The sequence below is a fragment of the Asanoa ferruginea genome (assembly GCF_003387075.1).
GTDB classification, from domain to species: Bacteria; Actinomycetota; Actinomycetes; order Mycobacteriales; family Micromonosporaceae; genus Asanoa; species Asanoa ferruginea.
Map to the genome: position 1 here is coordinate 7,868,507 of NZ_QUMQ01000001.1, position 24,017 is coordinate 7,892,523.

Below are 24,017 nucleotides of genomic sequence, written 5' to 3' on the forward strand. Positions count from 1 at the left end.
GGTGCCCTTCCTGCTGACCGGCTCAGCCGCGCCAGTTGTAGAACTCGCGAGCGACCGCGTCGGCCGGCGACTTCCAGGTCTTCGGGTCGTAGGGCTGGATGTAGGCCCGCAGGTCCTCGCTGATCTGCTGGAACCCGGGCAGCGCCGGGCCCTTGCGCAGCGCCTCCGACGGGTCGTCGCGGAACTCGATGACGTGCAGGTAGAGGTCGCCGAGCGAGTAGAGCGACCGGGTCTTGACCCCGAGGTCGTGCGGCAGGTCGGTGGCGTCGGACTCGGCGAAGATCCGGGCGACGGACTTCTCCTCGCCGGGCTTGATGCGGGCGACGATGACGGACCGGTTCATGTCACTTCCCCTTACGCGAAGATGCCAGCGAGGTGCTCGTCGATCGCGGTGGCGACGACGGGCGAACTGCGGAACCCGACGTGCCCGTCGGGCCGGATCAGGTAGGCGCCGGTGCCGCGCAGGCCGTACGCGTCGCGGAAAGCGCCGGACGCGTCCCGCAGGACCGGGGTCTCGAGCGTGCCGGGCACCGTCGCGTCCGGGCTCGCCACCACGTAGATGTTGAGCGAGCCGCGGGCCTTCTCGGCCAGCTTGTCGAAGCCGGCATACTCGTCGTCGCCGGTCGAGCCGTCGGCGTAGACGAGCAGGGTGTGCGCGGTGCCCCGGGTGAGCTCGAAGACCCGCACCTGGTGCCCGACCCCGAAGCGGCGGAGGTCGCGCACGTCCGGGGCCCGGTCGCCGGGCTGTGGCCCGCCGTCGAAGAGGTCACCGGAGGAGCCGACCAGTGGGCTGCCGGCGTACGACAGCGTCATCTGCATTTCGAGCATGAACTGCTCGCGCTCGTCGTCCATGTCCATCTCGTCGGTGAACGCGATCTTCACCGCGCGATCGACGATCGCCTTGCCGGCCGGCCGGCGCTCGGCCTCGTAGCTGTCGAGCAGCCCCGGAGCCGCGGCGCCGCGGACCGCCAGCGCGAGCTTCCAGCCCAGGTTCCAGGCGTCCTGGATGCCGGTGTTCATGCCCTGCCCGCCGGCCGGCGGGTGCAGGTGCGCGGCGTCGCCGGCCACGAACACCCGGCCGACCTGGTAGCGGTCGACGATGCCGTGCTTGATCCGGAAGATCGACGACCAGCGCAGGTTGCTCGCGGTCGTGCCGGCCGGCGCGAGCTGGTCCAGCACGACCTGGATGTCGGCCAGCGACGGCGGGTCGTATTCCGCCGAGAAGCCGGGCGGGATGGCGCCCGCGCCGATCTCGGCCTGCAACCGCGGCGGCGCGAGGGTGGCCACCCGGTAGCGGCCCGGACCGCGCAGCGGCACGCAGACCAGCATGCCGCGCATCTCCTCGTCTTCGACCTGGATGAAGCGCAGCAGGTGGCCCTCCGGCATCGACCAGTCCAGGTCGACGTCGCCGAGCATGAACAGCTGCGGGAACATCCCCATGCCGCCCTCGAAGGTCAGCCCGAGGCTCTGCCGCACGGTGCTGTGCGCACCGTCGCAGCCGACCAGGTATTGCGCGCGGACTGTCTCGACGCTGCCGTCCGGGCGCAGCACCTGAGCGGTCACGCCGTCGGCGTCCTGGTCGAACGCCTGGAGCTCGTGGCCGCGCTCGACGCTCACGCCGTGGCCGGCGAGGCAGTTCTCCAGGATCCGCTCGGTCTCGTATTGCGGCAGGCCGACGTGGGCGAACGGCAGCTCCGGCAGGTCCCAGTCGACCTGGTGGGTCTGCTGGCCGTTGACGAAGACGGTCTGGCCGTGCAGCCAGACGCCCAGGTCCATCGCCTCGCGCGCGACGCCGATGTTCTCCCAGATCTCCATCGTGCGGCACTGCACGCCGATCGCCTTGTCGGCGGCCACGTTGCCGTCGGGGCGCTTCTCGATCAGCCGGCAGGAGACACCGCGCCGGGCCAGCTCGATCGCCGCGGTCAGACCGGCCGGGCCGGCTCCCACGACGAGCACGTCGGTCGAACCGTCCACCGTGGATCCCTTGCGGGCGACGACCGGTCGCGGCGCCGGCTGCGGTTGCGGTTGGGGCTGCGGCTGGGGTTGCGCTTGCGGTCGCGGCCGGGCGGCGGCCACCGGGGACGACGACACCGGCAGTTCGTCTTCGGGACGCACCGCGATGTGGTAGGTGGTCCGCTTGAAGTTGTCGCAGATGTATTGGATGAGCGGCGCCGTCTGGTCCAGGTGCCCCTGGTCGTCGGTCCAGGCGTTGAACGACGTCTCGTCCTCCCACTCCGCGAAGATGTGGTAGGTCCCGGTGCCGGGCTCGCGCAGCAGTTCCTCCCGGACGTGCCCGGGTGTCCCCCGCATCCGCTCGGCGACCTTGAGGTAGGCGCGTTCGTAGGCCTCCTCCTCGCCGGGAGCGACCGTGACGGTGACGTCGACCCGGATCCGGGGCCCCGCACCGATCACCGTCTCCAGCACCTCGTAGGTCGCCTTCTCGCCGGACTCGCGCAGGTCGCGCAGCGCGGCGGTGAGCCGCTCGCGCGCGGCGCTGGGGCCGAACGCCGCGAGCGCGGCCGAGTCGGCCCAGTCACTGACGATCAGGAAGGTACGCGAATCCTCGACGTCGCGGATCAGTTCCTGGCGCAGGCTGCCCGGCACCCGGCTGATGTGCGCCGCGGCCGACCGCCAGGCCCGCTCGAACTCCGCCGCGCAGCCCTCCCGGGCCCGCATTCGCAGGATGGTCCGCACTGGACTGTCATCGGGCATGCTGCAGACCCTCCTCGGGATAGCGCTTGAGCACGATCGAGCTGTTGAACCCGCCGAAGCCGCGGGCGTTGACCAGCACCACGTCGGCGGCCAGCCGGCGCGGTTCGCGGACCAGGTCGAGGTCGTGGCCGGGCCGGCTGAGGTTGCCGACGGCCGGCACGACGCCGTCCCGCAGTGCCAGCAGCGCGGTCGCCACGTTGAGCGCCGCGCCGCCGGAGCAGAGCCGGCCGACGAAGCCCTGCGGCGCGGTCACCGGCACCGGCCGGCCGAAGACCGCGCGGATCGCCGCGGCCTCCAGCCCGTCGAGCACCGGCGTGCCGGCGCCGTCGGCGACCACGAAACCGACCTCGTCGGGCGTAACATCGGCGTCGGCGAGGGCCTTGCGCATCGCGCGTTCGAGCTGGGCGCTGTCCGGCGCGGGTTCCTCCGGGTGGTGCCCGTCGTGCGTGGCGGCGTAACCGGCGATCTCGCCGTACACCTGCTGCACTCCCCGTTCCGCGGCGGTCGCGGCGTCCTCCACCACCAGCACCGCACCGCCCTCGCCGGGCACGTAGCCGTTGGCGTCGGCGTCGAACGGCTTGTAGCCGGCCCGCGGGTCGCGGCTGGCGGTGAGCCGGCCGCTGGTCTGCTGGCAGACCAGCGCGTAGGGGGACAACGGCGCCTCGGTGCCGCCGGCGATGACGGCCGGGGTGCCGCGCCGGATGATCCGGCGGGCCATGCCCAGGCTGTCGAGTCCGCCGGCGCCCTCAGAGACGAGCACGCTGTTGGGCCCCTTGGTGCCGTGCAGGATGGAGGTCTGCCCGACACTGGCGGCGTAGAACCAGGCGATCGACTGGTAGGCGCTGACCGCGGCGCGGCCCCGGCTCCACAGCGCCTGGATCTCCTTCTGGCCGAACTCGTTGCCGCCGGACCCGCTGGCCAGCACGACCGAGGTGGCGTAGGGGTCGTGCCCGGCCGGGTCGTATTTGGCGTCGTCGAGCGCCATCCGGGTGGCGGCCAGCGACATCCAGCTCCACTTGTCGGTCTGGATGATCAGGCGCGGGTCGACCAGGCCCTCGGCGTCGAAGCCGGACACCTGACCCTGCAACCGGTCGTCGTGGCAGCCCACGTGCAGGTCGCCGGCGAGCGTGGAGCGCCAGTGCTCCTCGGCGGTGAGCCCGCTCGGTGCGATCACCCCGATGCCGGTGATGACGGCCCTGGTCATGCTGACCACCTCCGTAGGACAGCGGCGGACTGGAAGCCACCGAAGCCGCTGCCGACCGAGAGCGCCACGTCGACCCGTTGCTCACGCGCGTTCTTCGGCACGTAGTCCAGGTCGCATTCCGGGTCGCGGTTCTCCAGGTTGGCGGTCGGCGGGATCACGCCGTAGCGGATCGCCAGCACGCACGCGGCGAGTTCGATCGCCCCGATCGCGCCGAGCGAGTGACCCACCATCGACTTGATGGAGCTGACCGGCACGTCGTACGCGTGCTGCCCGAGGCTCCGTTTGAACGCGGCCGTCTCGTGCCGGTCGTTCTGCTTCGTGCCCGAACCGTGCGCGTTGACGTAGCTCACCGCGGTCGGGTCGAGCCGGGCCTGGCCGAGCGCGTCGGTGATCGCCTCGGCCATCTCCAGCCCGTCGGGCCGCAGCCCGGTCATGTGGAACGCGTTGCTGCGGTTGGCGAACCCGGCGACCTCGCAGAAGATCTCGGCGCCGCGCCGGCGGGCGTGCTCGAACTCCTCGAGGATCAGGACCGCGGAGCCCTCACCCATCACGAAGCCGTCGCGGGTGGCGTCGAACGGCCGTGACGCGTGCTCCGGGTCGTCGTTGCGGGCCGAGGTGGCCCGGATCGCGTCGAAGCACGCCATGGAGATCGGCGAGATCGGCGCGTCGGCCGCACCGGCGATGACCACGTCGGCGTCGCCGTCCTCGATCAGCTGGTGGCCGTAGCCGATCGAGTCGAGGCCCGAGGTGCAGCCGGTGGAGATGACGGCGGCCGGCCCGTGCACCCGGTAGCGGCACGCCACCTCCGTCGCCGCGCTGCTCGGCACCAGCGCCTGGTAGAGGAACCGGCTGGCGTAGCGCTCGTCGACCTGCCAGTCCCGGCCGTGGTTGCTGACGTTGACGTATTCGTCTTCGAGGCGCGTGGTGGCGCCGACCGCGCTGCCGATGCTCACCGCGACCGCGTCCCGGTCGGTCGCGTCGAGGTCCAGGCCGCTCTCGGCCAGCGCCTCGTCGGCGGCGGCGAGCGCGAACTGGGTGAACCGGTCGTTGCGGTAGACCTCCTGCGAGGTCAGCCCGGCCTTGATCGGATCGAAGTCGCACTCGGCCGCGATCTGCGAGCGGAAGTCGGTCGGGTCGAAGAAGCTGATCCGCCGGGTCGCCGTCCGCCCGGCGGTCAGCAGCTCCCAGAACGCCCGCCGGTTGACGCCGCCCGGAGCGACCACGCCCACCCCGGTGACGACCGTCCGCCTGGTCACGGGCCCTCCCCGGGCAGTGCCTCGGTGTCCACATGGCCGAGTTCCGGCCGCGGCGCCAGCGGGCCGAGCGTGAAGACCAGGAACGCCGGCGCGTCACTGTCGTTCATCAGCCGGTGCTTGACCCCGATCGGAATGTGTACGCCGTGGTTGGCGGCCAACGAGACCTCGCGCCCGTCCAGCCGCACCGTGATGGCGCCTTCGACACAGAAGAGGAACTCCTCCGAGTACGGGTGCCAGTGCTCGGTCACCAGTTCGGCCGGCGCGAGCCGCAGCGTGCCCATGAAGCCCGACGTCGAGCCGACGGTGGCCGGCGAGAGGATCGTGCGGATGTCGCCGCCGCGGCGCCGGTTGGCCGCCACGTCGTCGATCGACACGACCCGGATCTCGCGCTTCGGCGCGGCCGGACCACCGATGCCGGCGCCGGCGTGGCTGTTGGCGGCGAGCTTCTCGACCTTCTGCCGGATGACGTCCATCTGGATCGCGGTGTTGGCGTTGATCCGGTCGGTCATCGCGGCGGTGTCGATCGGCGCGTCGGGGCGCATCCGGAAGTCCTGCACCCAACGCATCCGGGTGCCGTGGCCCTCGACCTCGTAGGTCCACTCGATGTTCATGAACTCGAACGGCCCCGGCTCGACCCGGCGGGCGACCACCCGCCGCCCGGCCCGGTTGAGGGTGCGCTCGGAGACCCAGGCCCACACCTTGCCGTTCTCGTCCGGGTGCATCGCGAGGCGGAAGCGCACCGTGTCGCCGCTGCGTTCGAGGATCTCCGCGGATGCGTACTCCGTGAAGAGTTCCGGCCATTTCTCGACGTCGTTGGTCGCTTCCCAGACGATGTCGAGCCCGGCGTTGATCAGCACGGAATTGTCGACATGCCCGATCGTGGGGGCGCTCATGCCGCCGGCTCCTTGGCCAGCCGCTTGTTGATCTCAGCGGTGATGTCGCCGACGGTCTGCGCCAGCGGGCGGTCGTCCGGCAGCTCGAAGCCATACAGCCCCTGCAGTTCCGACTGGAGCTGGAGGAACGCGAGCGAGTCCAGGCCCAGGTCGCCGAAGGTCTTGGCGGGATCCTCGGTACGCATGTCCTTGGGCAGTCCGACCTTGCTGACCAGCAGCGACATCAGGTCGTCGATGGTGAATGTCATCTTTCCTCCCGTGGTTGCGAATCGGTGAGCCGGTCGACGAGCGACGTGTCGTGCGTTCCGGCGACGAAGAGCGGGTGGTCCAGCGCGGTCGTCAGGAAGTCGCGGTTGGTGCTCACCCCCGGCCCCTCGACGGAGAGTTCGCTGAGCGCGCGCCGCATCCGGGCGATCGCCTGCGGCCGGTCCGGCGCCCAGACGGCGATCTTGGCGAGCAGCGGGTCGTAGGCCGCGGAGATCCGGCCGCCGGCAAACGCGGCCGTGTCGACCCGGACGAACGGGCCGCCGGGAAAGGTCAGCTCGGTCAGCATCCCCGGGGTCGGCATGAAGTCGCGCGCGGGATCCTCGGCGTTGATCCGGCACTCGATGGCCCAGCCGCGCGCCGACAGCTCTTCCTGCGTCGCGGCGATCCGCTCCCCCGCCGCGATCCGCAGTTGCTCGCGGACGATGTCGATGCCGTGGGTCATCTCGGTGACCGGGTGCTCGACCTGGATCCGGCAGTTGACCTCCATGAAGTAGAACCGCTGCTGCTCGTCGACCAGGAACTCGACGGTCCCGGCACCGACGTAGCCGGCCGCGAGCAGGCCGCGCACGGCCGCGCTGCCCATCTGCTCCACCAGCTCGGGCGGCAGGCCGGGCGCGGGCGACTCCTCGATGATCTTCTGGCGGCGGCGCTGCACCGAGCAGTCCCGCTGGCCCAGGTGCAGCCCGTTGCCGTGCCGGTCGCAGAGCACCTGCACCTCGACGTGCCGGGCGGCCGGCAGGTAGCGCTCCACGTAGACCCGGTCGTCGCCGAACAGCGACTGTGCGGTGGACCGGATCTCCCGGTATTGCCGGGGCAGGTCGTCGGGGTCGTTGACCACCTGCATGCCCCGGCCGCCGCCGCCGGCGACCGCCTTGACGATGACCGGGTAGCCGATGTCGGCGGCGACCTTGGCCACCGCCTCCGCGTCGGCGACCGGTTCGATCGTGCCGGGCAGCAGCGGCAGCCCGGCCTCGGCCATGGCCGCGCGGGCGGTGGACTTGTCGCCGAGTTGGTCGATCACCCCGGCGGGCGGGCCGACGAAGGTGAGGCCGGCCGCCTCGCACGCCTCGGCGAAGTCGGCCTGCTCGGACAGGAAGCCGTAGCCGGGGTGCACGGCGTCGGCACCGGTCTGCCGGGCCGCTTCCATGATCGCCGGCAGGTAGAGGTAGCTGTGCCGGGCCGGACCCGGACCGACGCACACGGCCTGGTCGGCGAAGCGGACGACGGCGCTGTCCCGGTCCTCGGTGGAGTAGACGGCGGCCACCCGAAGGCCCAACTCGCGGCAGGTGCGGGCGACCCGCAGGGCGATCTCTCCCCGGTTGGCGATGAGCACGGTGCGGAACACGACGACCTCCCCTATGCGGCGCTCGGTTCGATGCGGAAGAGCGGTTCCCCGAACTCGACCGGCGCGCCGTCGGCGGCGATCGCCGCCACGATCCGGCCGTCGGCCTCGGCCTCGACCGGGATCATCAGCTTCATCGCCTCGACGATGCCGACCTGCTGGCCCCGCTGGACCTGGTCCCCTTCGGACACGAACGGTGCGGCGCCGGGTTCCGCGGCGCGATAGAAGGTGCCGACGATAGGCGCGCGGATCTCGCTGCCTTTCGCTGTCTCCTCGGCCGGTTTCGGTTCCGCCGGTCTCGGTTCGGCGGGGGCTGCGGCGACGGCTCGCTGCTGTTCGGTCCACTCCATCTCGACCACCACGTCGCCCGCGCGGATCCGCAGCGCCCGCGGCCGGTCACCGAGATCCGCCAGCAGCGACTGGGCGCTGCGGCGGACCTCGTCGAGCGCTTCGGCGAGCGGCGCCGAGCGGTCCGACTGCGCCGGTTCCAGCAATGACGTCATCGGGGACCTCCAGGGTGCGTAACGGCGGACGCGGGTGCGGACTGGCCGCCGAACCGCCGGAACCGGGCCCGCCGGTCGGCGCGAAGGCGGGCGGGGTCGCGCGAGGCCAGGTCGCTCAGCTCGGCCCGGATCGCCGCCCGGACGAGTCCGGCGGCCTCGGGATGGTCGGTCTCGGCGCCACCGGGTGGTTCCGGCACCACGCCGTCGACCACGCCGAGTTCGAGCAGCGAGCGGGCGTCGATCTTCAGTGCCCGCGCGGCGGTGGGTGCGGCGGCCGAGTCCTTCCACAGGATCGCCGCGCAGCCCTCGGGGCTGATCACCGTGTAGATCGCGTTCTCCATGATCAGCACGCGGTCGGCGACCGCGATGGCCAGCGCGCCGCCGCTGCAGCCCTCACCGGTGATCACCGTGACCAGCGGCACCGGCAGCCCGCTCATCAACCGCAGCGTCTCGGCGATCACGGTGGCCTGGCCCTGGAGCTCGGCGTCCAAGCCCGGGTAGGCGCCCGGGGTATCCACCAGGGTCACCACCGGCAGGCCCCACTTGGCGGCGAGGCGCATCAACCGGGCCGCCTTGCGATAGCCGGCCGGGTTGGGCATCCCGAAGTTGTGCGCCGCCAACTCGGCCGGGGTGTGGCCCTTCTCGTGCCCGATCACCACGACCGACTCGCGGCCGAGCCGCCCCACGCCACCGACGATCGCGGGGCAGTCCCCGCCGACCCGGTCGCCGTGCAACTCCTCGAAATCGTCGAGGATCAGGCGCAGATAGTCCGACGTGGTCGGCCGGCCGACGTGCCGGGCCCGGCGCACCGCCTGCCACGCGTCCTGTTCGGCCAGCCGGTCGGGATCGCGGATCACCACCTGCTCGGCGGGACCGACGTTGGCCGGGCAGCCGCGCCGGGCGCCGACCGACAGCACCCGGCCGAGCCGCTCGCGCAGCCGCGCCCGCGGGCAGACGAGGTCGACGAAGCCGCGCTCCAGCAGGAACTCCGCGGTCTGGAAGCCGGGCGGCAGTTCCTGCCGGATGGTCTGCGCGATCACCCTGGGCCCGGCGAAGCCGAACCGCGCGCCGGGCTCGGCGATCACGACGTCACCCAGCATCGCGTACGACGCGGCCACGCCGCCGTAGGTCGGGTCGGTGATCAGGCAGACGGTGACCAGGCCGGCCTCGTCGAGTTGCTGCATCGCCTGTGCGGTCTTGGCCATCTGCATCAGGCCGACGACGCCCTCCTGCATCCGCACGCCGCCGGAGGCGGTCACGGTCACCAGCGGCAGACGTTCGGCGAGCGCGGTCTCGGCGGCCCGGGTGATCAGCTCACCGACGGCGCCGCTGAGGCTGCCGCCCATGAAGCGGAAGTCCATCGCGGCGACCACCACCGGCGTGTCGCCGATGGACATCCGCGCGCAGACCACGGCTTCGCTCATCCCGGTCGCCTGCCGGGCCTGCGCCAGCCGGTCCGCGTAGGGCACGCCGTCGCTGAAGCCCAGCGGGTCCTCGGCCGGCACGTCGGTGTCCAGCAGGTGCAGCGTGTCGGCGTCGGCGAGCAGGTCGAGCCACTGGTGCGCGGTCAGCGGGAAGCAGGCACCACACTGTGGACAGACGCCGTGGTTGCGGGCCAGCCGCTTGCCGTAGACGACGGCGCGGCACTTGCGGCACAGGGCCCAGTCCTGGGTCTCGCTCATCGGATCGCCCCCACAGGCCGCTCCACCACGAACAGGACGCCGTCACCGTCGAGGTAGCCCAGGTCCCCGGTCCGCAGCCAGCCGTCGGCGTCGGCAGCGCCGGCGGACACCTGCGGACCGCGGACCCGGACCTCACCCGGCCGCCCGGGCGCGGGGTGCCGCCCGTCGAGGCTCACCACGAGACAGTCGGTGCCCAGCACGGGGCGGCCGACCGAGCCGGCCGTGGGGCGGTCGAGCCGGTCGCAGTGCGTCATCGGCGCCTCCGCCGTGCCGTACCACTGCACCAGCGGCGCGCCGACCCGTTCGCGCAGGCGGGCCGCGGCGGCCGGGGCGAGCGCGGAGCCGCTGGAGATGACGGCGCGCACCGTCGGCGTGCGCTTGTGGGTCGGGCGCGGGTCGGCCGCGAGCCGGGCCAGCCGCACGGGCTGCCCGCAGTAGTGCGTCGCGGCCTCGCGGCCGGCCTGCGTGACGCCGCCGGCCGGGTCGGGGTCCGCGCACAGCACCTGGGTCGCGGTCGCCTTGACGGTCGCGTTGAGATAGACCGGCTCGTACGCCGGAAGGTGGTTGACGACCGTCGAACCGGGACCGAAGCCGTAGGCCCGGGCCGCCTGTGCGGCGCCGACGGTGAGGTTGCGGTGGGTCAGCGGGACCAGCCGGGGCGGGCTGCCGCTGAACCGCAGGCAGGCCACGGCATCGGGGTCCAGCCGCGCCCGGCGCGGGCGGCCGGCGTGCGTCCGCGCCAGGTTGGCCACCGTCTGCGCGCCCGGATGCCCGGGCTGGTCCAGATAGACCACGTCGGTGAGGCGATGGTGCTCCAGCCGGATCCGGCGCAGCATGTCGGCCATCCCCGAGGTCGCCACCAGCAGCTCCACCCCCGCGTGCCCGATGACGTGGTCCAACTCGTCCTCGGTCAGGAAGGGGTCGACGACGGCGCAGACGTGTCCGGCGCGGACGGCGCCGAAGTAGGCGATCGGGAAGGCCGGGTGTAGCGCGGCCGTGACACCCACGACGGTGCCGGCCGGGAACCCGGAGAGCGCCACGGCGAACCCGTCCGCGGCGGCGTCGAGCTCGGCGAAGGACATGGCGCGGGCGCCGTAGCGGATCGCGGTGCGCCCGGGTGCGATGGCCGCCGCCCGCCGGAGCAGCCCGGGCAGCGACCGACCCTTGCGGATCTCAGCTTCGGGCACGGCGGACTCCTTCAGGCCGGGGGTAGCTATCGGCTCCACGACCGTCGCAGGGGTCCACTTGAGCCCGCCTGGAGTGTCACTGGAGGCCGGCGCGGACACCTGTGCCCCAGCGCGGCGATAGTCCGATCCAACCGAATTAGTTCCATATGTCGCCTGTGGGTCTTAAGGTTCTTCACAGCGACGGGATACGGGGGCGCGATGAACTACCACGTTCTTGGTCCGCTGCTGGTGCGAGGCATGCCGGGCAACGCCATCGATCAACTGACCGCGCCGAAGCCACGGAAGGTGCTCGCCCTGCTGCTGCTCCACGCGAACCTGGTGGTGCCGGTAGACACGCTGATCGCCGAGCTGTGGGGGGCCGAGCCACCGGCCAGCGCGCAGACGACGCTGCAGACCTACATCCTCAAGATCCGGCGGATGCTGACGGCGGTGCTCGCCGGCGCCGCGGCCAGCAGCATCCTGGCGACCGCCTCCGGCGGCTACCGCTTCAACGTCTATCCGGGCGAGTTGGATCTGCACGCGTACGAGCAACTCGCGGCGGAAGGCCGGCACGCGCTCAGCAGCGGCGACGACGTCAAGGGCTCGCTGCTGCTCGGCCAGGCGCTGGCCATCTGGCAGGGCGGCGCGCTGGTGGACGTGCGGCTCGGCTCTGTCCTCCAGGTCGAGGTGCGGCGGCTCGAGGAGGGCCGGTTGAGCCTGTGGCGCCAGCGCATCGACGCCGAGTTGCGGCTCGACCGCCACCAGGCGGCACTCGGCGAACTCGGCTGGCTCGCGGCCCGGCACCCGCTCAACGAGGACCTCCAGGCGCAATACATGGTCGCGCTCTACCGGGCGGGCCGGCGCACCGACGCGCTGGAGGCCTTCCACCGCCTGCGCGGCACGCTCCAGACCGACCTGGGCCTCGAACCGTCGCAGCGGATCCAGCGCCTCCAGCACGCGATGCTGACCGCTGACCCGTCCCTCGACGAGACGGACCTGCTGGAAGCTACGTCGCCCGGAGCCCGGCGATGAGCAGCCCGACCAACTGGCGGGCGTCGTAGGGCGAATCGCCACCGCCGCCGACGCAGAGGTTGCCGATGCCGCGCAGCAGGCCGTAGGGGTCGACGCCCGGCCGGATCTCGCCCGACTCGACGGCGGCGTCGAGCAGCGCGGCGCACACCGGCACCAGGTTGTCGACGAAATAGGCGTGCAGGCTCTCGAACCGGGCGGTCTCGGACTGGAGCGCCGCGGCCAGGCCGTGCTTCGTGATCAGAAAATCGACGAACAGATCGACCCAGACCCGCAGCGCGGCGTACGGCGTCGGCTCCTTCTCCAACAGGGTCCGCCCGACCTCGGCGCACGCGTCGACCTGGTGCCGGTAGACGGCGATGACCAGGTCGGCCCGGTTCGGGAAGTGCCGGTAGATGGTGCCCATCCCGACGCCGGCCTCTGCTGCGATATCGCGCACCGGCGCGTCGACCCCCGAGCGGACGAACACGGCGGCCGCCGCGTCGAGCAGCGCTCGCTCGTTGCGCCGGGCGTCGGCACGCTTGCGCTCGGCCATGTTCCCCTCGTCACTCCATTGGCTAAACGGAACACTGCTCCGTATCGTTGACCGGAGCAGCGTTCCGCTTTCCATGATGCCACGGAGGAACAGTCATGCAGTACCGCACCTTGGGCCGCACCGGCGTGCAGGTCAGCTCGCTCGCGCTCGGCGCTATGAACTTCGGCGCCGTCGGGCACACCAGCCAGGAAGATGCCACCGCGATCATCGACGCCGCCCTCGCGGCCGGGATCAACGTGATCGACACCGCCGACCGCTACAGCGCCGGCCAGTCCGAGGAGTTCGTCGGCGAGGCCATCGCCGGGCGGCGCGACGACATCGTGCTCGCCACCAAGGCGACCCTGCCGATGGGCGACGAGCGCAACCACCAGGGCAGCTCCCGGCGCTGGCTCTTCACCGCGCTCGACGACAGCCTGCGCCGGCTCGGCGTCGACCACGTCGACCTCTACCAGATCCACCGCTGGGACCCGACCACCAGCGACGAGGAGACGCTCGCCGCGCTGACCGACCTGCAACGCGCCGGGAAGATCCGCTATTTCGGATCGTCGACGTTCCCGGCCTACCGCATCGTCCAGGCCGAGTGGGCCGCCCGCGCCAACCATCTGAGCCGCTACGTCACCGAGCAGCCCAGCTACTCGATCCTCCAGCGCGGCATCGAGGCCGACGTGCTGCCGGTGACCGAGCAATACGGCCTCGGCGTGCTGGCGTGGAGCCCGCTGGGCTCGGGCTGGCTGTCCGGAGCGGTCCGCGCCGGCCGGGAGATCACCACCCACCGCGCGACGATCCTGCCGGACCGCTTCGACCTGACGGTGCCCGCCAACCAGGCCCGGCTCGACGCCGTCGAGCAGCTCGCCACGGTCGCCGACCAGGCCGGGCTGACACTGATCCAGCTCGCGCTCGGTTTCGTGACCGCGCACCCCGCGGTGACCAGCGCGATCATCGGCCCGCGGACGCTCGAGCACCTGACCTCGCAGCTCGCCGCCGCCGACACGGTGCTGCCCGCCGACGTGCTCGACGCGATCGACGCGATCGTCGCTCCCGGCGTCGACCTGGCCGCACACGAGAAGATCGACACCCGGCCCGCCCTGGTAAACCCGGTGTTGCGCCGCCGCTGATCGGCCGACAATGGCCGCCATGCGGTTCACCGACGCCGAGCTTCCGCTCCACATCGCCGACCGGCTGGCTGGCCTGCCGGCGGTGCGGGCGGTGGCGCTGGGCGGCTCACGGGCCGCGGGCACCCACCGCCCCGACAGCGACTGGGACTTCGCCGTCTATTACCGGGGCGGGTTCGACCCGGCCGACCTGCGCGCGCTGGGCTGGCCGGGCGAGGTCTCCGAGCTCGGCGGCTGGGGCGGTGGCGTGTTCAACGGCGGCGCCTGGCTGACCGTCGACGGGCGACGGGTCGACGTGCACTACCGCGACCTGGCCGACGTCGAGCACCACCTGGCCGAGGCGCGCGCCGGGCGGTTCCGGATCGAAAACCTGCTGTTCCACCTCGCCGGGGTGCCGACCTACATCGTGGTAGCCGAGCTGGCCGGCAACCGGGTGCTGCACGGCTCGCTCCCCCGGCCCGACTACCCGCCCGCGCTGCGCGAACGGGCGCCGGGGGCTTGGTGGAGCCGGGCCGAGTTGACGCTGTCCTACGCCCGCACCAACTTCGCACCGCGCGGCGCCGCCCTGGAGTGCGCCGGCGCGGCCGCCCGGGCCTGCCACGAGACGGCCCACGCCGTGCTGGCCGCCCGCGGCGAGTGGGTGACCAACGAGAAGCGCCTGCTCGACCGCTCCGGCCTGCGGCTCGTCGACCCGCTGGTGGCGGCCATGACCCCAGACGCCGCCGCGCTCACGGGTGCCCTCGACCGGATCGCGGAGATCCTCGGCGCCGCCGCGCCGGAGTAGCTTGGGACGGCCGCCCAGGCTCCGCGGCCGAAGGGGTCAATCGTGGTGGTGGGCCCGGTTCTCACGCAGTGCTTCCTCGAGCTGGTCCTCGAGAATGATGATGCGGCAGGCGGCAACGATGTCCGTGCCCTGATCGCACATCTCCCGAGCCCGCGCCGCGAGTCGTATCTGATAGCGGGAGTAGCGGCGATGCCCGCCGTCAGAACGGAACGGGTCGATCAGCTTCGCGTCGCCGAGTCGGCGCAGGAACTCCGGCGAACAACCGACGATCTCCGCCGCCCGGCCCATCGTGTAGGCGGGGTAATCCTCATCATCGAGCCGGTCTTCGGGTTGGCCCATATACACCTCCGTTGCGAGGGCCCCGGCGCTGGGAGCGCCGGGGCCCAAGGGTTGCGGGTCAGAAACACCATCTACCGACAGAACGCCGGCTTGTCGTATCCACACCAGGCCCGTCTGAGCCTTTCGGGTGCGGGGATCGCATAAGCGTGACCGAAGACCACCTCTCGTTCGATGGAAACAGCGGTGTCCGCGCCCAGACCCGTCAATGCGGCCGGCGGCGGGCGATCCAACGGTGTGCGGGCCCTCCCTTTCCTCTGACTTCATACATCTCTTACTCGTGCTGTCCGCCGGTGTCGGAACCCCACGCGACTTCATGGCCCCGGCACGTGCGACGAACGGTCGTGCTCTTCCGCCTCGTGCGGGCGGGTGCGTCAGCGTTTTTGTTATTCCACTCTCGACCAGAAGAACGTTAACGGACGCCAACAAGCATGTCTAGGTTTTCGAGCATAGATTTTCTGCGTGTCGGCCGGCAGCCTCTCTTCGGCGCGTCGGGTTAGTTGGGCCACCCGAACCAACCCGGTCTCGTCGGACCACGTCCGGAATGGCAGGCTCAGCCGATGCACGACCGGTGGACCAGAAGGAGGCAGGGGATGCGGGTGCTGATGGTCGCGCCGCCGGGTGCTGGCAAAGGAACGCAGGGTGCGGTCATCGCCACCCATTTCGGCATACCGCACATCGCCACCGGCGATCTGCTCCGCGACCATGTCGCGCGCCGCACCGCGCTCGGTCGGGCCGTCCAGGCCCATCTCGACAAGGGTGAGCTGGTGCCGGACGAGATCGTGCTGGACATGGTTCAGGAGGCGCTCACCGCGGTGGCCGCCACGGGTGGCGGGTATGTGCTCGATGGCGTGCCACGCAACATGGCGCAGGCGCGAGCCACCTACCAGATCGGCTTGGAGCTCGGCATGACCGCGGACGTCGCGCTGCACCTCAAGGCCGACGACCGGGAACTCAAACGACGGCTGCTGGCTCGCGCCGCGCTCGAGGGCCGCTCCGACGACACGGAAGAGGCCATCGAGCATCGGCTGCGGCTCTACCACGAACTGACGCACCCCATTGTCGCCTGGTACGGCGAACGCGGCATCCTCGTCACCGTCGACGCCATGCGGCCGGCGGACCAGGTCGGCCGCGAGATCCTCGCCGCGTTGGAGGTCATGAGCTCGTTCGTGGATCACGTCCCCGAACAGTCGCGACGGGCGGTCGACCTCACCGGGCTCGGCGCCGCCTTCGGCGAGATGACAACCGACCCGTCGCGCTGAGCGCCCTGGTCCGGGGTTCACCAGGCGGGCGCGGTGACCCCGGTCGCGTAGACGAAGCGGTCGGGGCGCAGCACCACGGCGCCGACCTGGTGGCGGGCGAACCAGGCCGCCAGGACCCCGGCCGGGTCGCCGATGTCGACCAGGCCGCCGGGCGCCGCACCCCCCAGGGCGGCGCCCGGCGGCAGCACTCGGACGAACGTGGCCGGCGGGCCGGACCAGGTCGTCGCCGCCCGTTCGTCGACGTCTGGACCGATCACCACGAAGCCGGCCCCGAGCACGTCGTCGAGCAGGCGTGGCTCCGGCGAGCCCGCGACGAGCACGGCCGGCTGCGGGAACATCACGCCCACGGGGCGCTTTCCTTTACCGACGGCCGGGAGTGGTTTGAACTCGAAGTGGCGCACGAACCGGCGTACCCGCGGAATGGTCTGGATCGTCCGCAGTGCCGCGTCCCGCAGGGCCGCCGCCCAGCGCTTGCGGACCAGGAAGACCCGGCCGAGCCGGACGCTGGTGACCGCCATCTCCTCGGTGTGCGGACGGCGTTCGGCCTCATACGTGTCGAGCAGCGTGTCGCCGGCGCGGCCCTGCACCACCAGCGCGATCTTCCAGGTCAGGTTGGCCGCGTCGCGCAGGCCGCTGCACAGGCCCTGGCCCAGGAACGGTGGCATCTGGTGTGCGGCGTCGCCGAGGAGCAGCACCCGGCCGGCCCGCCAGCGCGCGGCGACCACGTGGTGGAAGGTGTAGACGACGGCGCGGGTGACGGTGAACCGGTCCGGGTCGACATAGGGCGCGGCCAGCCGGGCGATCGTCGCCGGGTCGGTCATCTCCTCGGGCGTCTCGCCGTCGCGGAGCATGAACTCGAGGCGGTGGGTGCCGATCGCGCCCGGCGAGACGAAGCCGGGCCGGTTCCAGTCGCAGACGAATTGGGTCACCGGCACCCGCACCGCCTCCGGCGGGACGTCACCGGTGAGGGCGAGCCAGGGCTCGGCGTAGGAGGTGCCGACCAGGTCGATGCCGGCCGCGACCCGGGTGGCGCTGCGGGCGCCGTCGCAACCGAGCACGTAGCGCGCCCGCACCGTGGTGTGCCGGCCGGACTCGACGTCGAGGAGCACCACGGTGACCCCGTCGGCGTCCTGGGTCAGCTCGACCATCTCGGTCGCCGTGCGCAGCTCGACGTGTGGGAAGCGGTCGAAGCCCTTGCGCAGTGCCTCTTCCAGGATCGGCTGGTCGAAGAAGTGCAGTGGCGGCGCGCCGAGCCCGAAGTCGATCTCGTCGAGCGCGATGGTCGCGAAGGGGCGGGCCGCGCTGTCGACATACTCCACGGTGGACGGTGCGTACATGTCGGCGGCGACCTCGTCCCGCAGGCCGGCGAGCTGGTAGATCCGCAGCGCCTCGTCGTCGCAGGAGAACGCCCGCGGCTGCCGGTGCGGCTCAGTGCCCCGCTCGACGACCAGCGTGCGCACGTCGTGGCGGCCGAGCAGGTTGGCGGTGAGCGCGCCGACCGGGCCGCAACCGACCACGACGACGTCGACCTCTTCGATAGACATGCCACCCAGGAAACCCGGCGGCCGTGGAGGTCCTGTGGAGGAGCAGCCTCCACGGGTTCTCCACGCGGCTCAGACCGGAAAGCGGGCGACGATCAGCTCAGCACCCTGTGCCGCGGCGAGTGCGGCGCCCACGCGCAGGTCGTCGGCGTTCGCGCGGGCCACGCCGCGGATGCGCAGGAGTTCGGCGGCCACGACCCGCTCGTCGACCGCGGCCGCGAGGCCCTCGTCGGCCAGCACCGCCGCCGTCGCGCGGTCGCCGGCGACCAGGCACGCGTCGGCCATCGCCGCCGTGGTGATCGTGCGGGTCGACCGCAGCCCGAGAGCGTAGATGGCCGCCGCCGCCGCATCGCGTCGCATCGGTCGAGGTCGCCGCCGCGGACCGCGACCCACTCCGTCAGGAATTCGGCGATGGTGGTGAAGTGCGGCACGTCGACCGCCCGGCACCTCTCGGCGGCCGCCCGGCCGCTTTCCGCGTCGCCCTGCTGCATGGCCAGCCAGCCGGTGAACATGGCGACGTTGCCCCGCGCGTAGGGGTCGTCGGTGCGCTCGGCCAGGTCGGCCGCCTCGGCGAGGTCGGCCCGCGCCGCCGCCGCGTCGCCGCGCAGCGACCGCACCAGCGCGCGGAAGTTCAACGGCGACAACGGTGGCGTACGCCCGACCTGCTCGGCCAGGGCCCGCACCTCTACCTCGCGCAGCCGCTCGATCGACCGGCTCAGGTGCTCCTCCGCCGCCGCGAGCCGGCCCGTGAAATAGGAGACGGCGCCGAGCAGGTAGGACCCGGCCGACGCGAGCAGCGGGTCCCCGGCACCGGCCGCCCGCGACAGCCGGCCGCCGAGATCTTCCGCGATCTGGAACTCCGCGCGATTGGCGGCCAGCTCGCCGAGTGTCCACAGTGCTGCCCGCGAGTCGGCGTCGGGGCCGGCGAGGGTCAGCAGCTCCCGCGCGCGGACGCACACCTCGTCGACCGCGTCGCTGCCGACGCCGACGGTGATCTGGAGCAGCGCCGTGCGGTGGAGCTGCACCGCCAACTCGGCTCGGGCGGTCGCGGGCGAGCCGGCCGCCAGCAGGGCCGCGGCGCGCTCGAGGTGGGCCAGCGCGTCCTCGTAGGCGACCCGGCGGGTGGCGTCTTCGGCCGCGCGCAGGGTCCAGCGCAGGTGGTCGGCTTCGCGACCGAGCCCGAGCGCCTGCCCGTAGTGGTGGGCCAGCTCGGCCGGGGCGAGCACGGTGCCATCGGCGGCCGCGTCGGCGAGCCGGGCGTGCAGCAGGGCCCGCCGCGACGGCGGCAGCTCGGCGTGGCCGACCTCCGCGAACAGCGGATGCCGCATCCGGATCGCGCCCGGCCCGGCCTCCGCGACCAGGTGGGCGATGGCCGGCTCGGCCAGCAGCTCCGCGACCTCGGTCACGGGCTGCCCGGTGGCGGCGGCGAGCAGCCGCAGGTCGAGCTCGCGGCCGGCGACACAGAGCAGGTCGAGGCAGCCGCGGCCGGCCGGTGACAGCGCGGCGAACCGCGACCGGACCACGTCGCGGATGCTCGGCGGTGCGCTGCCGCCGGGCGAGGCCAGCAGCTCGGTGAGGAAGAACGGGTTGCCACCGGTGCGGGCGAGCAGCCGCGCCACGTCGGCGTCCGGCGGCCGCACCCCGGTGCGGGCCCGGACGAGGTCGGTCACCGCGGCGGTGTCGAGCCCGGCCGGGTGCAGTTGGCGCACGCCCACGCGGGCGAGGTCGGCGAGGGCGGCGACGGTGTCGGGTAGCTGGCCGTAGGGTCGCAGCGTCGCCACGACCAGGACCCGGCTCGCCGGCAGAGCGGTCGCCAGGAACCGCAGCAGGAGCAGCGAGTCGCGGTCGGCGGCGTGCAGGTCGTCGAGCACGATGACCAGCCCGTCCTGCCGGGCGACCGCACCCACCAGCGCCGCGACCGCCTCGTAGGCGTGGAACCGGGCGGCCGGATCGTGGTCGGCGGTCGCGGTCGGCCCCGGTGTGAAGCCGTTCAGCGCCGCGGCGGCGCCGGACTCGCCGGCCTGCGGCAGGGCGGCGAGCGCGCGGACGACCTGTGACCAGAGCCAGAACGGTGGCGCCTGGCCGAGGTCGGGGCACCGGCCCCAGACCACCGGCACACCCATCGCCCGCGCCTGGTCGCTGACCGCGGTGGCGAGGCTCGTCTTGCCGATGCCGGCCTCGCCGACCAGCGCGACGATCCGGCCCGAGCCGTCGAGGGCGGACGTGAGCAGGTCGGTGAGCGTGGCCAGCTCGGTCGCGCGCCCGACCAAGGAGGACGTGACGACGGGCTGTGCGTCCGGTGGGCTTGGCACCGCGTGCTCGAGGATCTGGCGTTGCAGGTCGCGCAGCGCCTGACCTGGCTCGACCCCGTAGTCCTCCGCGAGATGGCGGCGGCCCTCGTCGAACACCGCCAGCGCCGCGGTCTGCTGCCCCGAGCGGTAGAGCGCGAGCATGAGGCGGGCGCGGGCCGACTCGCGCTCGGGATGGTCGGCGACGAACCGCCGCAGTGCCGGCAGCACGGCGGCGTGCCGGCCGGCCGCGATCGCGGCGGCGTGCCAGCCCTCCTCGGCCATCCGGCGCGCCTCCACCAGCCGGGCCGCCTCGGTTCGCAGGGCCGCGAGATCGCCCGCCGCCACACTGTCGCCCCGCCACAGGCCCAGCGCGGACAGGAAGGCCTGTTCGGCCGTCCGGGGATCGCCGTCGGCCAGCGCCCGCGCGCCGGAGTCCGCCAGGGCCTCGAACCTGGCGGCATCCAGCGCGTCGGGGTCGACGCACAGCTCGTAGCCGCCGGGCAGCCCGCGGAGCACCTTCGACTCGCCGCCGGGATCGCGGTCGGGTTCGAGGGGCGCGCCGCAGGCCGGCCACATAGGTGCGGAGCGTGACCTGGGCACTCGCCGGTGGCGCACCGTCCCAGAGCGCGTCGGAGAGCCAGTCGGCGCTGACGAACACGTTGGGCCGGAAGAGCAGCAGCGTCAGCAGGTCACGTTGTTTGGGCCCGCCGACGGGGACCGCCGCCCCGTCGCGCCACACCTGCAACGGCCCCAACACCCCGAACCGCACGACCTGGCCTCCGGCGACGACAGGCCGCGAGCATATCTAGGCCCTGTTTGATAACTGGGGTCGAGGCGAGGCGGAGTCCAGGTGTCGTCTGGGCGTGCGGCGGCTTTGCCCGGATACCGGTGTTGTATCCGGGTAAAGCCGCCGTGCGGTCAGGCGGCGCCTGGGCCCGCCGCAGCCCGGCCTCAGTTATCAAACAGGGCCTTAGTGCCAGTTGCTGATCTGCACGTCGTTGGGCGACGGTGCGCCGGTGCCGGTCTCCACCAGCTGCTTCATGCTCATCAGGTAGGTCGCCCACTTCGTGCTGCAGTGGTTCATGAACGGCACCTGCTCGCGCCACCCCTCGTGGCTGAACATGACGATGGTGAAGTCGTCTTCGGTGTGCAGGTCCCAGCGGACGTGCGTGCCGATCCACTCGTCCGGGCCCTCGATCACCTCCCAGAGCACGTGTTCGGCCGGCTTGGCCTCGAGCACCTTCATGTCGAAACCGCCGGGCACGAACTGGAACTTGAGCACGCCGCCTTCGCCGCCGTCGCCCTTGGTGTCGTCGGTCCACCAGGCCGCGAGCTGTTCCGGCGAGGTGATGGCCGCGTAGACGGCCTCCTTCGAGCCGATGACGCCGACCCGGTGCAGGATGTCAACCATTGCGCTTCTCCTCTTGTGTCTTTGTCTGTTGGATGGTCTCGGCGATCTGCTTGATCCGCCGCAGTCGGGCGTCCCAGGTGTCGCCGACGGCGGTGAGCTGGGCCACGGCACGGCTCAGCTGTGCCTCGTCGACCCGGTAGTGCTTCTCCCGGCCCGCCGGCGTCGCTTCCACCAGGCCGACCCGGTCGAGCACCGCGAGGTGCTTGGCCACCGCCTGCCGGGTCACCGGCAGCCGCTCGCTGAGCGAGGTGGCGGTCCAGGATCCGGTCGCCAGCAGCAGATCGAGCATCCGTCGCCGGGTCGGGTCGCCGATCGCCGACCACAGCTCGTCGTCGATGGCGACCGTCATCGCGACGACGCCAGCCGCTCGGCCGACGCCGCGATCCTGGGCACGAACATGTCCCAGCCGACGCCGTGCTCGTGGTATTGCTTCTCCAGCGCCGCGATCTCCCAGCCGCGCTCGCGGAAGCCGGTCTCGGTCAGGCGCAACAGCGTGCCCGCGCCGGACGGCACGAGTTCGAAGGTCACCAGCATCGAGTTGCCGTCGGCGGCCGTCTCCCCCGCGCCGTGGGTCCAGCGGAAGCTGAACAGCCGGGGCGGGTCGACGTCGACCACGCTCATCGGCACGACGTTGGCGCGCATGTTGTCGCCGTCGGCCCAGACGAGCTCACCGGTCGAACCCGGGGTGGGCCGGACGTCGGTGTCGGCCTGCCACCAGTCCTTGATGTGCTCGGGCTGGCTGACCACCTCGAACACCACCTCTGGCGGTGCGTCGACGTGGATCTCGCGCTCGATGCTGGCGTACTCCATGAATGCTCCCGCGTTATCGCAACCTTTGGTTGCTCATTACGTTAGCGCGGGACCATTGGATGCGCAACCTTTGGTTGCGGCTGGGTCAGGCGGGACCGAGCGGGAGGCGACGCTTGTGCGCCGTAAACTGGAACCGCCGCGCGATCAACTCGGCCACCTCGGGCCGCACCGGCTTGCCTTCCAGGAAGTCGTCGATGTCGGCGTAGCTGAAGCCGAGGACCTCTTCGTCGGGCCGGCCGGGGTGCAGCGACTCGAGGTCGGCGGTCGGCACCTTGTGGATCAACGCGGGCGGCGCGCCGAGGGCCTCCGCGAGCGCACGGACCCGGCGCTTGGTCAGACCGGTCAGCGGCACCAGGTCGGCGGCGCCGTCGCCGTATTTGGTGAAGAAGCCGGTGATCGCCTCGGCGGCGTGGTCGGTGCCGACGACGAGGCCGTGCATGGCGGACGCGACCGCGTACTGCGCGATCATCCGCTCCCGGGCCTTGATGTTGCCGAGGATCAGGTCCTGCTGGTCGGTGTCGCGCACCACCAGGCCACCGGCCAGCAACGCGCGCAGGCTCGCGTCGCTGGCCGGTCCGATGTCGACGGTCAGGGTGCGGTCGGGGCGGATGAACGCCAGGGCCGCCTGGGCGTCGGGCTCGTCGTGCTGCACGCCGTAGGGCAGCCGCATGGCCACGAAGGCCGCGTCGTGGCCGGCCCGCCGGGCGCGCTCGGCGGCGAGTTGGCAGAGCCGGCCCGCGGTGGCCGAGTCGACGCCACCGCTCACCCCGAGCACGAGCGCCTGCGTGTCGGTGCCGATGAGCGCGTCAGCGAGGAACGCCACCCGCCGCTCGATCTCGTTGCCGGCGTCAAATGCCGGGCCGACCTCGAGCTCGCGGGCGATCTCACCAGGTGACGCGCTCATCGTTGCACCGTACCGGCCGGGTATCAGGCGGTGATCAAGCGACTCTGGATGTCGTCGAGGATCTTGTTGGCGGCGGTGACGCCGATGCCGGTCATCCAGACCTCGGCGGGCACGTCGTAGGCCTTGCCGGCCTTGACCGCGGACAGGTCCTTCCACAGGTTGCCGTCGACGACCTTCTTCTGCTGCGCTTGCGCAGTCGGGCCCTGGGCGGTCACGAAGATGACGTCGCCGTCCAGGTCGGCGATCCGCTCCGGGCTGACCTTGTCGAACCGCTTGTCGTCCTTGTCGGCCAGCTTCTGCCGCTCGGGGCGACCCAGGCCGACGTCGCCGACGACGATGCCGGAGAAGCCGTCCGGGCCGTACACCCGGATCTCGGCCGGCATGAAGCGCACGATGGAGACCTTGATGCCCGCCGCGTTCGGGATCTTGGCGCCCAGGTCCCTGGCCCGCTGCTCGTACCCCGCGAGCAGGTCCTTGGCCTTCTGCTCCTGACCGAGAGCCTTGCCGTCGAGCAGGAAGTTGTCCTTCCAAGTGATGCCCACCTTCTCGGTGAACACGGTCGGGGCGATCGCCGACAACTCGTCGTAGAACTTCTCCTGGCGGAACTTGCTGCCGAGGATCAGGTCGGGCTGGAGCGCGGCGATCGCCTCCAGGTCGGGCTCGGAGATCTCGCCGACGTTCTTCACCGACGACAGGTCGCCGAGGTAGGCCGGGAACGTGTCGATCTCCGGCGGCTGGGTCGCGCCGATCGGGGTGATGCCCAGGCTGACCGCGGTGTCGACCTTGTCGGTGTCGAGCACCACGACCCGCTTCGGGTGCAGCGGGACCGTGGTCGTGCCCATCGCGTGGGTGATCTGCTGGGTGCCGCCGTCGTCGGTCGCCGCGGGCACCGGATCGCTGGAGCACGCGGCCGTCATGACGACAACGGTGAGGGCGGCGAGCACGCCTATGGAACGTCGGTTCACTGGAATTCCTTC

At 72.1% G+C, this 24,017-nt stretch carries 23 protein-coding genes and 1 pseudogene; 4 read left to right on the top strand and 20 right to left on the bottom strand.

What is annotated here, in order from left to right:
• Nucleotides 1–22: 22 nt before the first annotated feature.
• The 11 genes and pseudogenes from DFJ67_RS36720 to DFJ67_RS36765 form a co-directional block, all read right to left on the bottom strand.
• Nucleotides 23–343 carry a TcmI family type II polyketide cyclase gene (locus DFJ67_RS36720; protein ID WP_116073508.1) on the bottom strand — a complete coding sequence of 107 codons (321 nt, stop codon included), beginning with the start codon at nt 341–343 and terminating at the stop codon, nt 23–25.
• Nucleotides 344–354: 11 nt separating this feature from the next.
• Nucleotides 355–2,712, bottom strand: a complete 2,358-nt coding sequence (locus DFJ67_RS36725) for an FAD-dependent oxidoreductase (RefSeq protein WP_116073510.1) — start codon at nt 2,710–2,712, stop codon at nt 355–357.
• Complete coding sequence (locus DFJ67_RS36730; RefSeq protein ID WP_116073512.1) at nt 2,702–3,916, bottom strand: beta-ketoacyl synthase N-terminal-like domain-containing protein; 1,215 nt, start codon at nt 3,914–3,916, stop codon at nt 2,702–2,704. The genes DFJ67_RS36725 and DFJ67_RS36730 overlap by 11 nt, the downstream gene beginning before the upstream one ends.
• On the bottom strand, nt 3,913–5,172 hold the full coding sequence (locus DFJ67_RS36735; RefSeq protein WP_116073514.1) for a beta-ketoacyl-[acyl-carrier-protein] synthase family protein: 1,260 nt from the start codon (nt 5,170–5,172) through the stop codon (nt 3,913–3,915). Before DFJ67_RS36735 ends, DFJ67_RS36730 begins: the two co-directional genes overlap by 4 nt.
• Nucleotides 5,169–5,585 carry a cupin domain-containing protein gene (locus DFJ67_RS43490; RefSeq protein ID WP_239097522.1) on the bottom strand — a complete coding sequence of 139 codons (417 nt, stop codon included), beginning with the start codon at nt 5,583–5,585 and terminating at the stop codon, nt 5,169–5,171. The genes DFJ67_RS36735 and DFJ67_RS43490 overlap by 4 nt, the downstream gene beginning before the upstream one ends.
• Before the next feature lie 126 nt (nt 5,586–5,711).
• Nucleotides 5,712–6,065: pseudogene (locus tag DFJ67_RS44210) on the bottom strand (SRPBCC family protein); the annotation flags it as partial.
• A complete protein-coding gene (locus DFJ67_RS36745; protein ID WP_116073518.1) occupies nt 6,062–6,313 on the bottom strand; it encodes an acyl carrier protein in 252 nt (83 codons plus the stop codon). The pseudogene DFJ67_RS44210 and the gene DFJ67_RS36745, both read right to left, overlap by 4 nt.
• Nucleotides 6,310–7,677 carry an acetyl-CoA carboxylase biotin carboxylase subunit gene (locus DFJ67_RS36750; protein WP_116073520.1) on the bottom strand — a complete coding sequence of 456 codons (1,368 nt, stop codon included), beginning with the start codon at nt 7,675–7,677 and terminating at the stop codon, nt 6,310–6,312. Before DFJ67_RS36750 ends, DFJ67_RS36745 begins: the two co-directional genes overlap by 4 nt.
• Before the next feature lie 11 nt (nt 7,678–7,688).
• A complete protein-coding gene (locus tag DFJ67_RS36755) occupies nt 7,689–8,177 on the bottom strand; it encodes an acetyl-CoA carboxylase biotin carboxyl carrier protein (protein WP_116073522.1) in 489 nt (162 codons plus the stop codon).
• Complete coding sequence (accA, locus tag DFJ67_RS36760; protein ID WP_116073524.1) at nt 8,174–9,859, bottom strand: acetyl-CoA carboxylase carboxyl transferase subunit alpha; 1,686 nt, start codon at nt 9,857–9,859, stop codon at nt 8,174–8,176. The genes DFJ67_RS36755 and accA overlap by 4 nt, the downstream gene beginning before the upstream one ends.
• The gene (locus tag DFJ67_RS36765) at nt 9,856–11,046 is read right to left on the bottom strand and encodes a class I adenylate-forming enzyme family protein (protein WP_170216142.1); all 1,191 of its coding nucleotides are present in this window, start codon (nt 11,044–11,046) and stop codon (nt 9,856–9,858) included. The genes accA and DFJ67_RS36765 overlap by 4 nt, the downstream gene beginning before the upstream one ends.
• A gap of 198 nt (nt 11,047–11,244) precedes the next feature.
• Between DFJ67_RS36765 and DFJ67_RS36770 the strand changes: the two genes are divergently transcribed.
• Entirely contained in the window at nt 11,245–12,057 is an 813-nt protein-coding gene (locus tag DFJ67_RS36770; RefSeq protein WP_116073528.1) for an AfsR/SARP family transcriptional regulator, read from the top strand.
• Here DFJ67_RS36770 and DFJ67_RS36775 read toward each other — a convergent pair.
• Entirely contained in the window at nt 12,032–12,589 is a 558-nt protein-coding gene (locus DFJ67_RS36775) for a TetR/AcrR family transcriptional regulator (protein WP_116073530.1), read from the bottom strand. The genes DFJ67_RS36770 and DFJ67_RS36775 overlap by 26 nt on opposite strands.
• A gap of 95 nt (nt 12,590–12,684) precedes the next feature.
• Here DFJ67_RS36775 and DFJ67_RS36780 point away from each other — a divergent pair, with 95 nt between their 5' ends.
• Both DFJ67_RS36780 and DFJ67_RS36785 read left to right on the top strand, forming a co-directional pair.
• The gene (locus DFJ67_RS36780; protein WP_116073532.1) at nt 12,685–13,704 is read left to right on the top strand and encodes an aldo/keto reductase; all 1,020 of its coding nucleotides are present in this window, start codon (nt 12,685–12,687) and stop codon (nt 13,702–13,704) included.
• A 19-nt stretch (nt 13,705–13,723) separates the two neighbouring features.
• Entirely contained in the window at nt 13,724–14,485 is a 762-nt protein-coding gene (locus DFJ67_RS36785; protein ID WP_116077077.1) for a nucleotidyltransferase domain-containing protein, read from the top strand.
• 36 nt (nt 14,486–14,521) lie between these two features.
• On the opposite strand, the gene DFJ67_RS36790 is transcribed toward DFJ67_RS36785, so the two are convergent.
• Nucleotides 14,522–14,824: a MerR family transcriptional regulator gene (locus DFJ67_RS36790; RefSeq protein WP_116077079.1), complete on the bottom strand. Its 303-nt coding sequence runs from the start codon at nt 14,822–14,824 to the stop codon at nt 14,522–14,524.
• 590 nt (nt 14,825–15,414) lie between these two features.
• Between DFJ67_RS36790 and DFJ67_RS36795 the strand changes: the two genes are divergently transcribed.
• The gene (locus tag DFJ67_RS36795) at nt 15,415–16,083 is read left to right on the top strand and encodes an adenylate kinase (protein ID WP_170216143.1); all 669 of its coding nucleotides are present in this window, start codon (nt 15,415–15,417) and stop codon (nt 16,081–16,083) included.
• A gap of 17 nt (nt 16,084–16,100) precedes the next feature.
• Here the strand turns inward: DFJ67_RS36795 and DFJ67_RS36800 are convergent, their stop codons facing one another.
• From DFJ67_RS36800 to DFJ67_RS36830, 7 genes are all read right to left on the bottom strand, one after another.
• The gene (locus DFJ67_RS36800) at nt 16,101–17,627 is read right to left on the bottom strand and encodes a bifunctional 3-(3-hydroxy-phenyl)propionate/3-hydroxycinnamic acid hydroxylase (RefSeq protein WP_116073536.1); all 1,527 of its coding nucleotides are present in this window, start codon (nt 17,625–17,627) and stop codon (nt 16,101–16,103) included.
• 92 nt (nt 17,628–17,719) lie between these two features.
• Nucleotides 17,720–20,491: an ATP-binding protein gene (locus DFJ67_RS36805; protein ID WP_244940453.1), complete on the bottom strand. Its 2,772-nt coding sequence runs from the start codon at nt 20,489–20,491 to the stop codon at nt 17,720–17,722.
• A gap of 394 nt (nt 20,492–20,885) precedes the next feature.
• Entirely contained in the window at nt 20,886–21,326 is a 441-nt protein-coding gene (locus DFJ67_RS36810) for an SRPBCC family protein (RefSeq protein WP_116073538.1), read from the bottom strand.
• Nucleotides 21,319–21,675, bottom strand: coding sequence for an ArsR/SmtB family transcription factor (locus DFJ67_RS36815; protein WP_116073540.1), 357 nt, complete (start codon nt 21,673–21,675; stop codon nt 21,319–21,321). The genes DFJ67_RS36810 and DFJ67_RS36815 overlap by 8 nt, the downstream gene beginning before the upstream one ends.
• On the bottom strand, nt 21,672–22,136 hold the full coding sequence (locus DFJ67_RS36820) for an SRPBCC domain-containing protein (RefSeq protein WP_116073542.1): 465 nt from the start codon (nt 22,134–22,136) through the stop codon (nt 21,672–21,674). Before DFJ67_RS36820 ends, DFJ67_RS36815 begins: the two co-directional genes overlap by 4 nt.
• 85 nt (nt 22,137–22,221) lie before the next feature.
• The gene (nadE, locus tag DFJ67_RS36825; protein WP_116073544.1) at nt 22,222–23,040 is read right to left on the bottom strand and encodes an NAD(+) synthase; all 819 of its coding nucleotides are present in this window, start codon (nt 23,038–23,040) and stop codon (nt 22,222–22,224) included.
• A 23-nt stretch (nt 23,041–23,063) separates the two neighbouring features.
• A complete protein-coding gene (locus DFJ67_RS36830) occupies nt 23,064–24,005 on the bottom strand; it encodes an ABC transporter substrate-binding protein (protein WP_116073546.1) in 942 nt (313 codons plus the stop codon).
• Between the last annotated feature and the right edge of the window lie 12 nt (nt 24,006–24,017).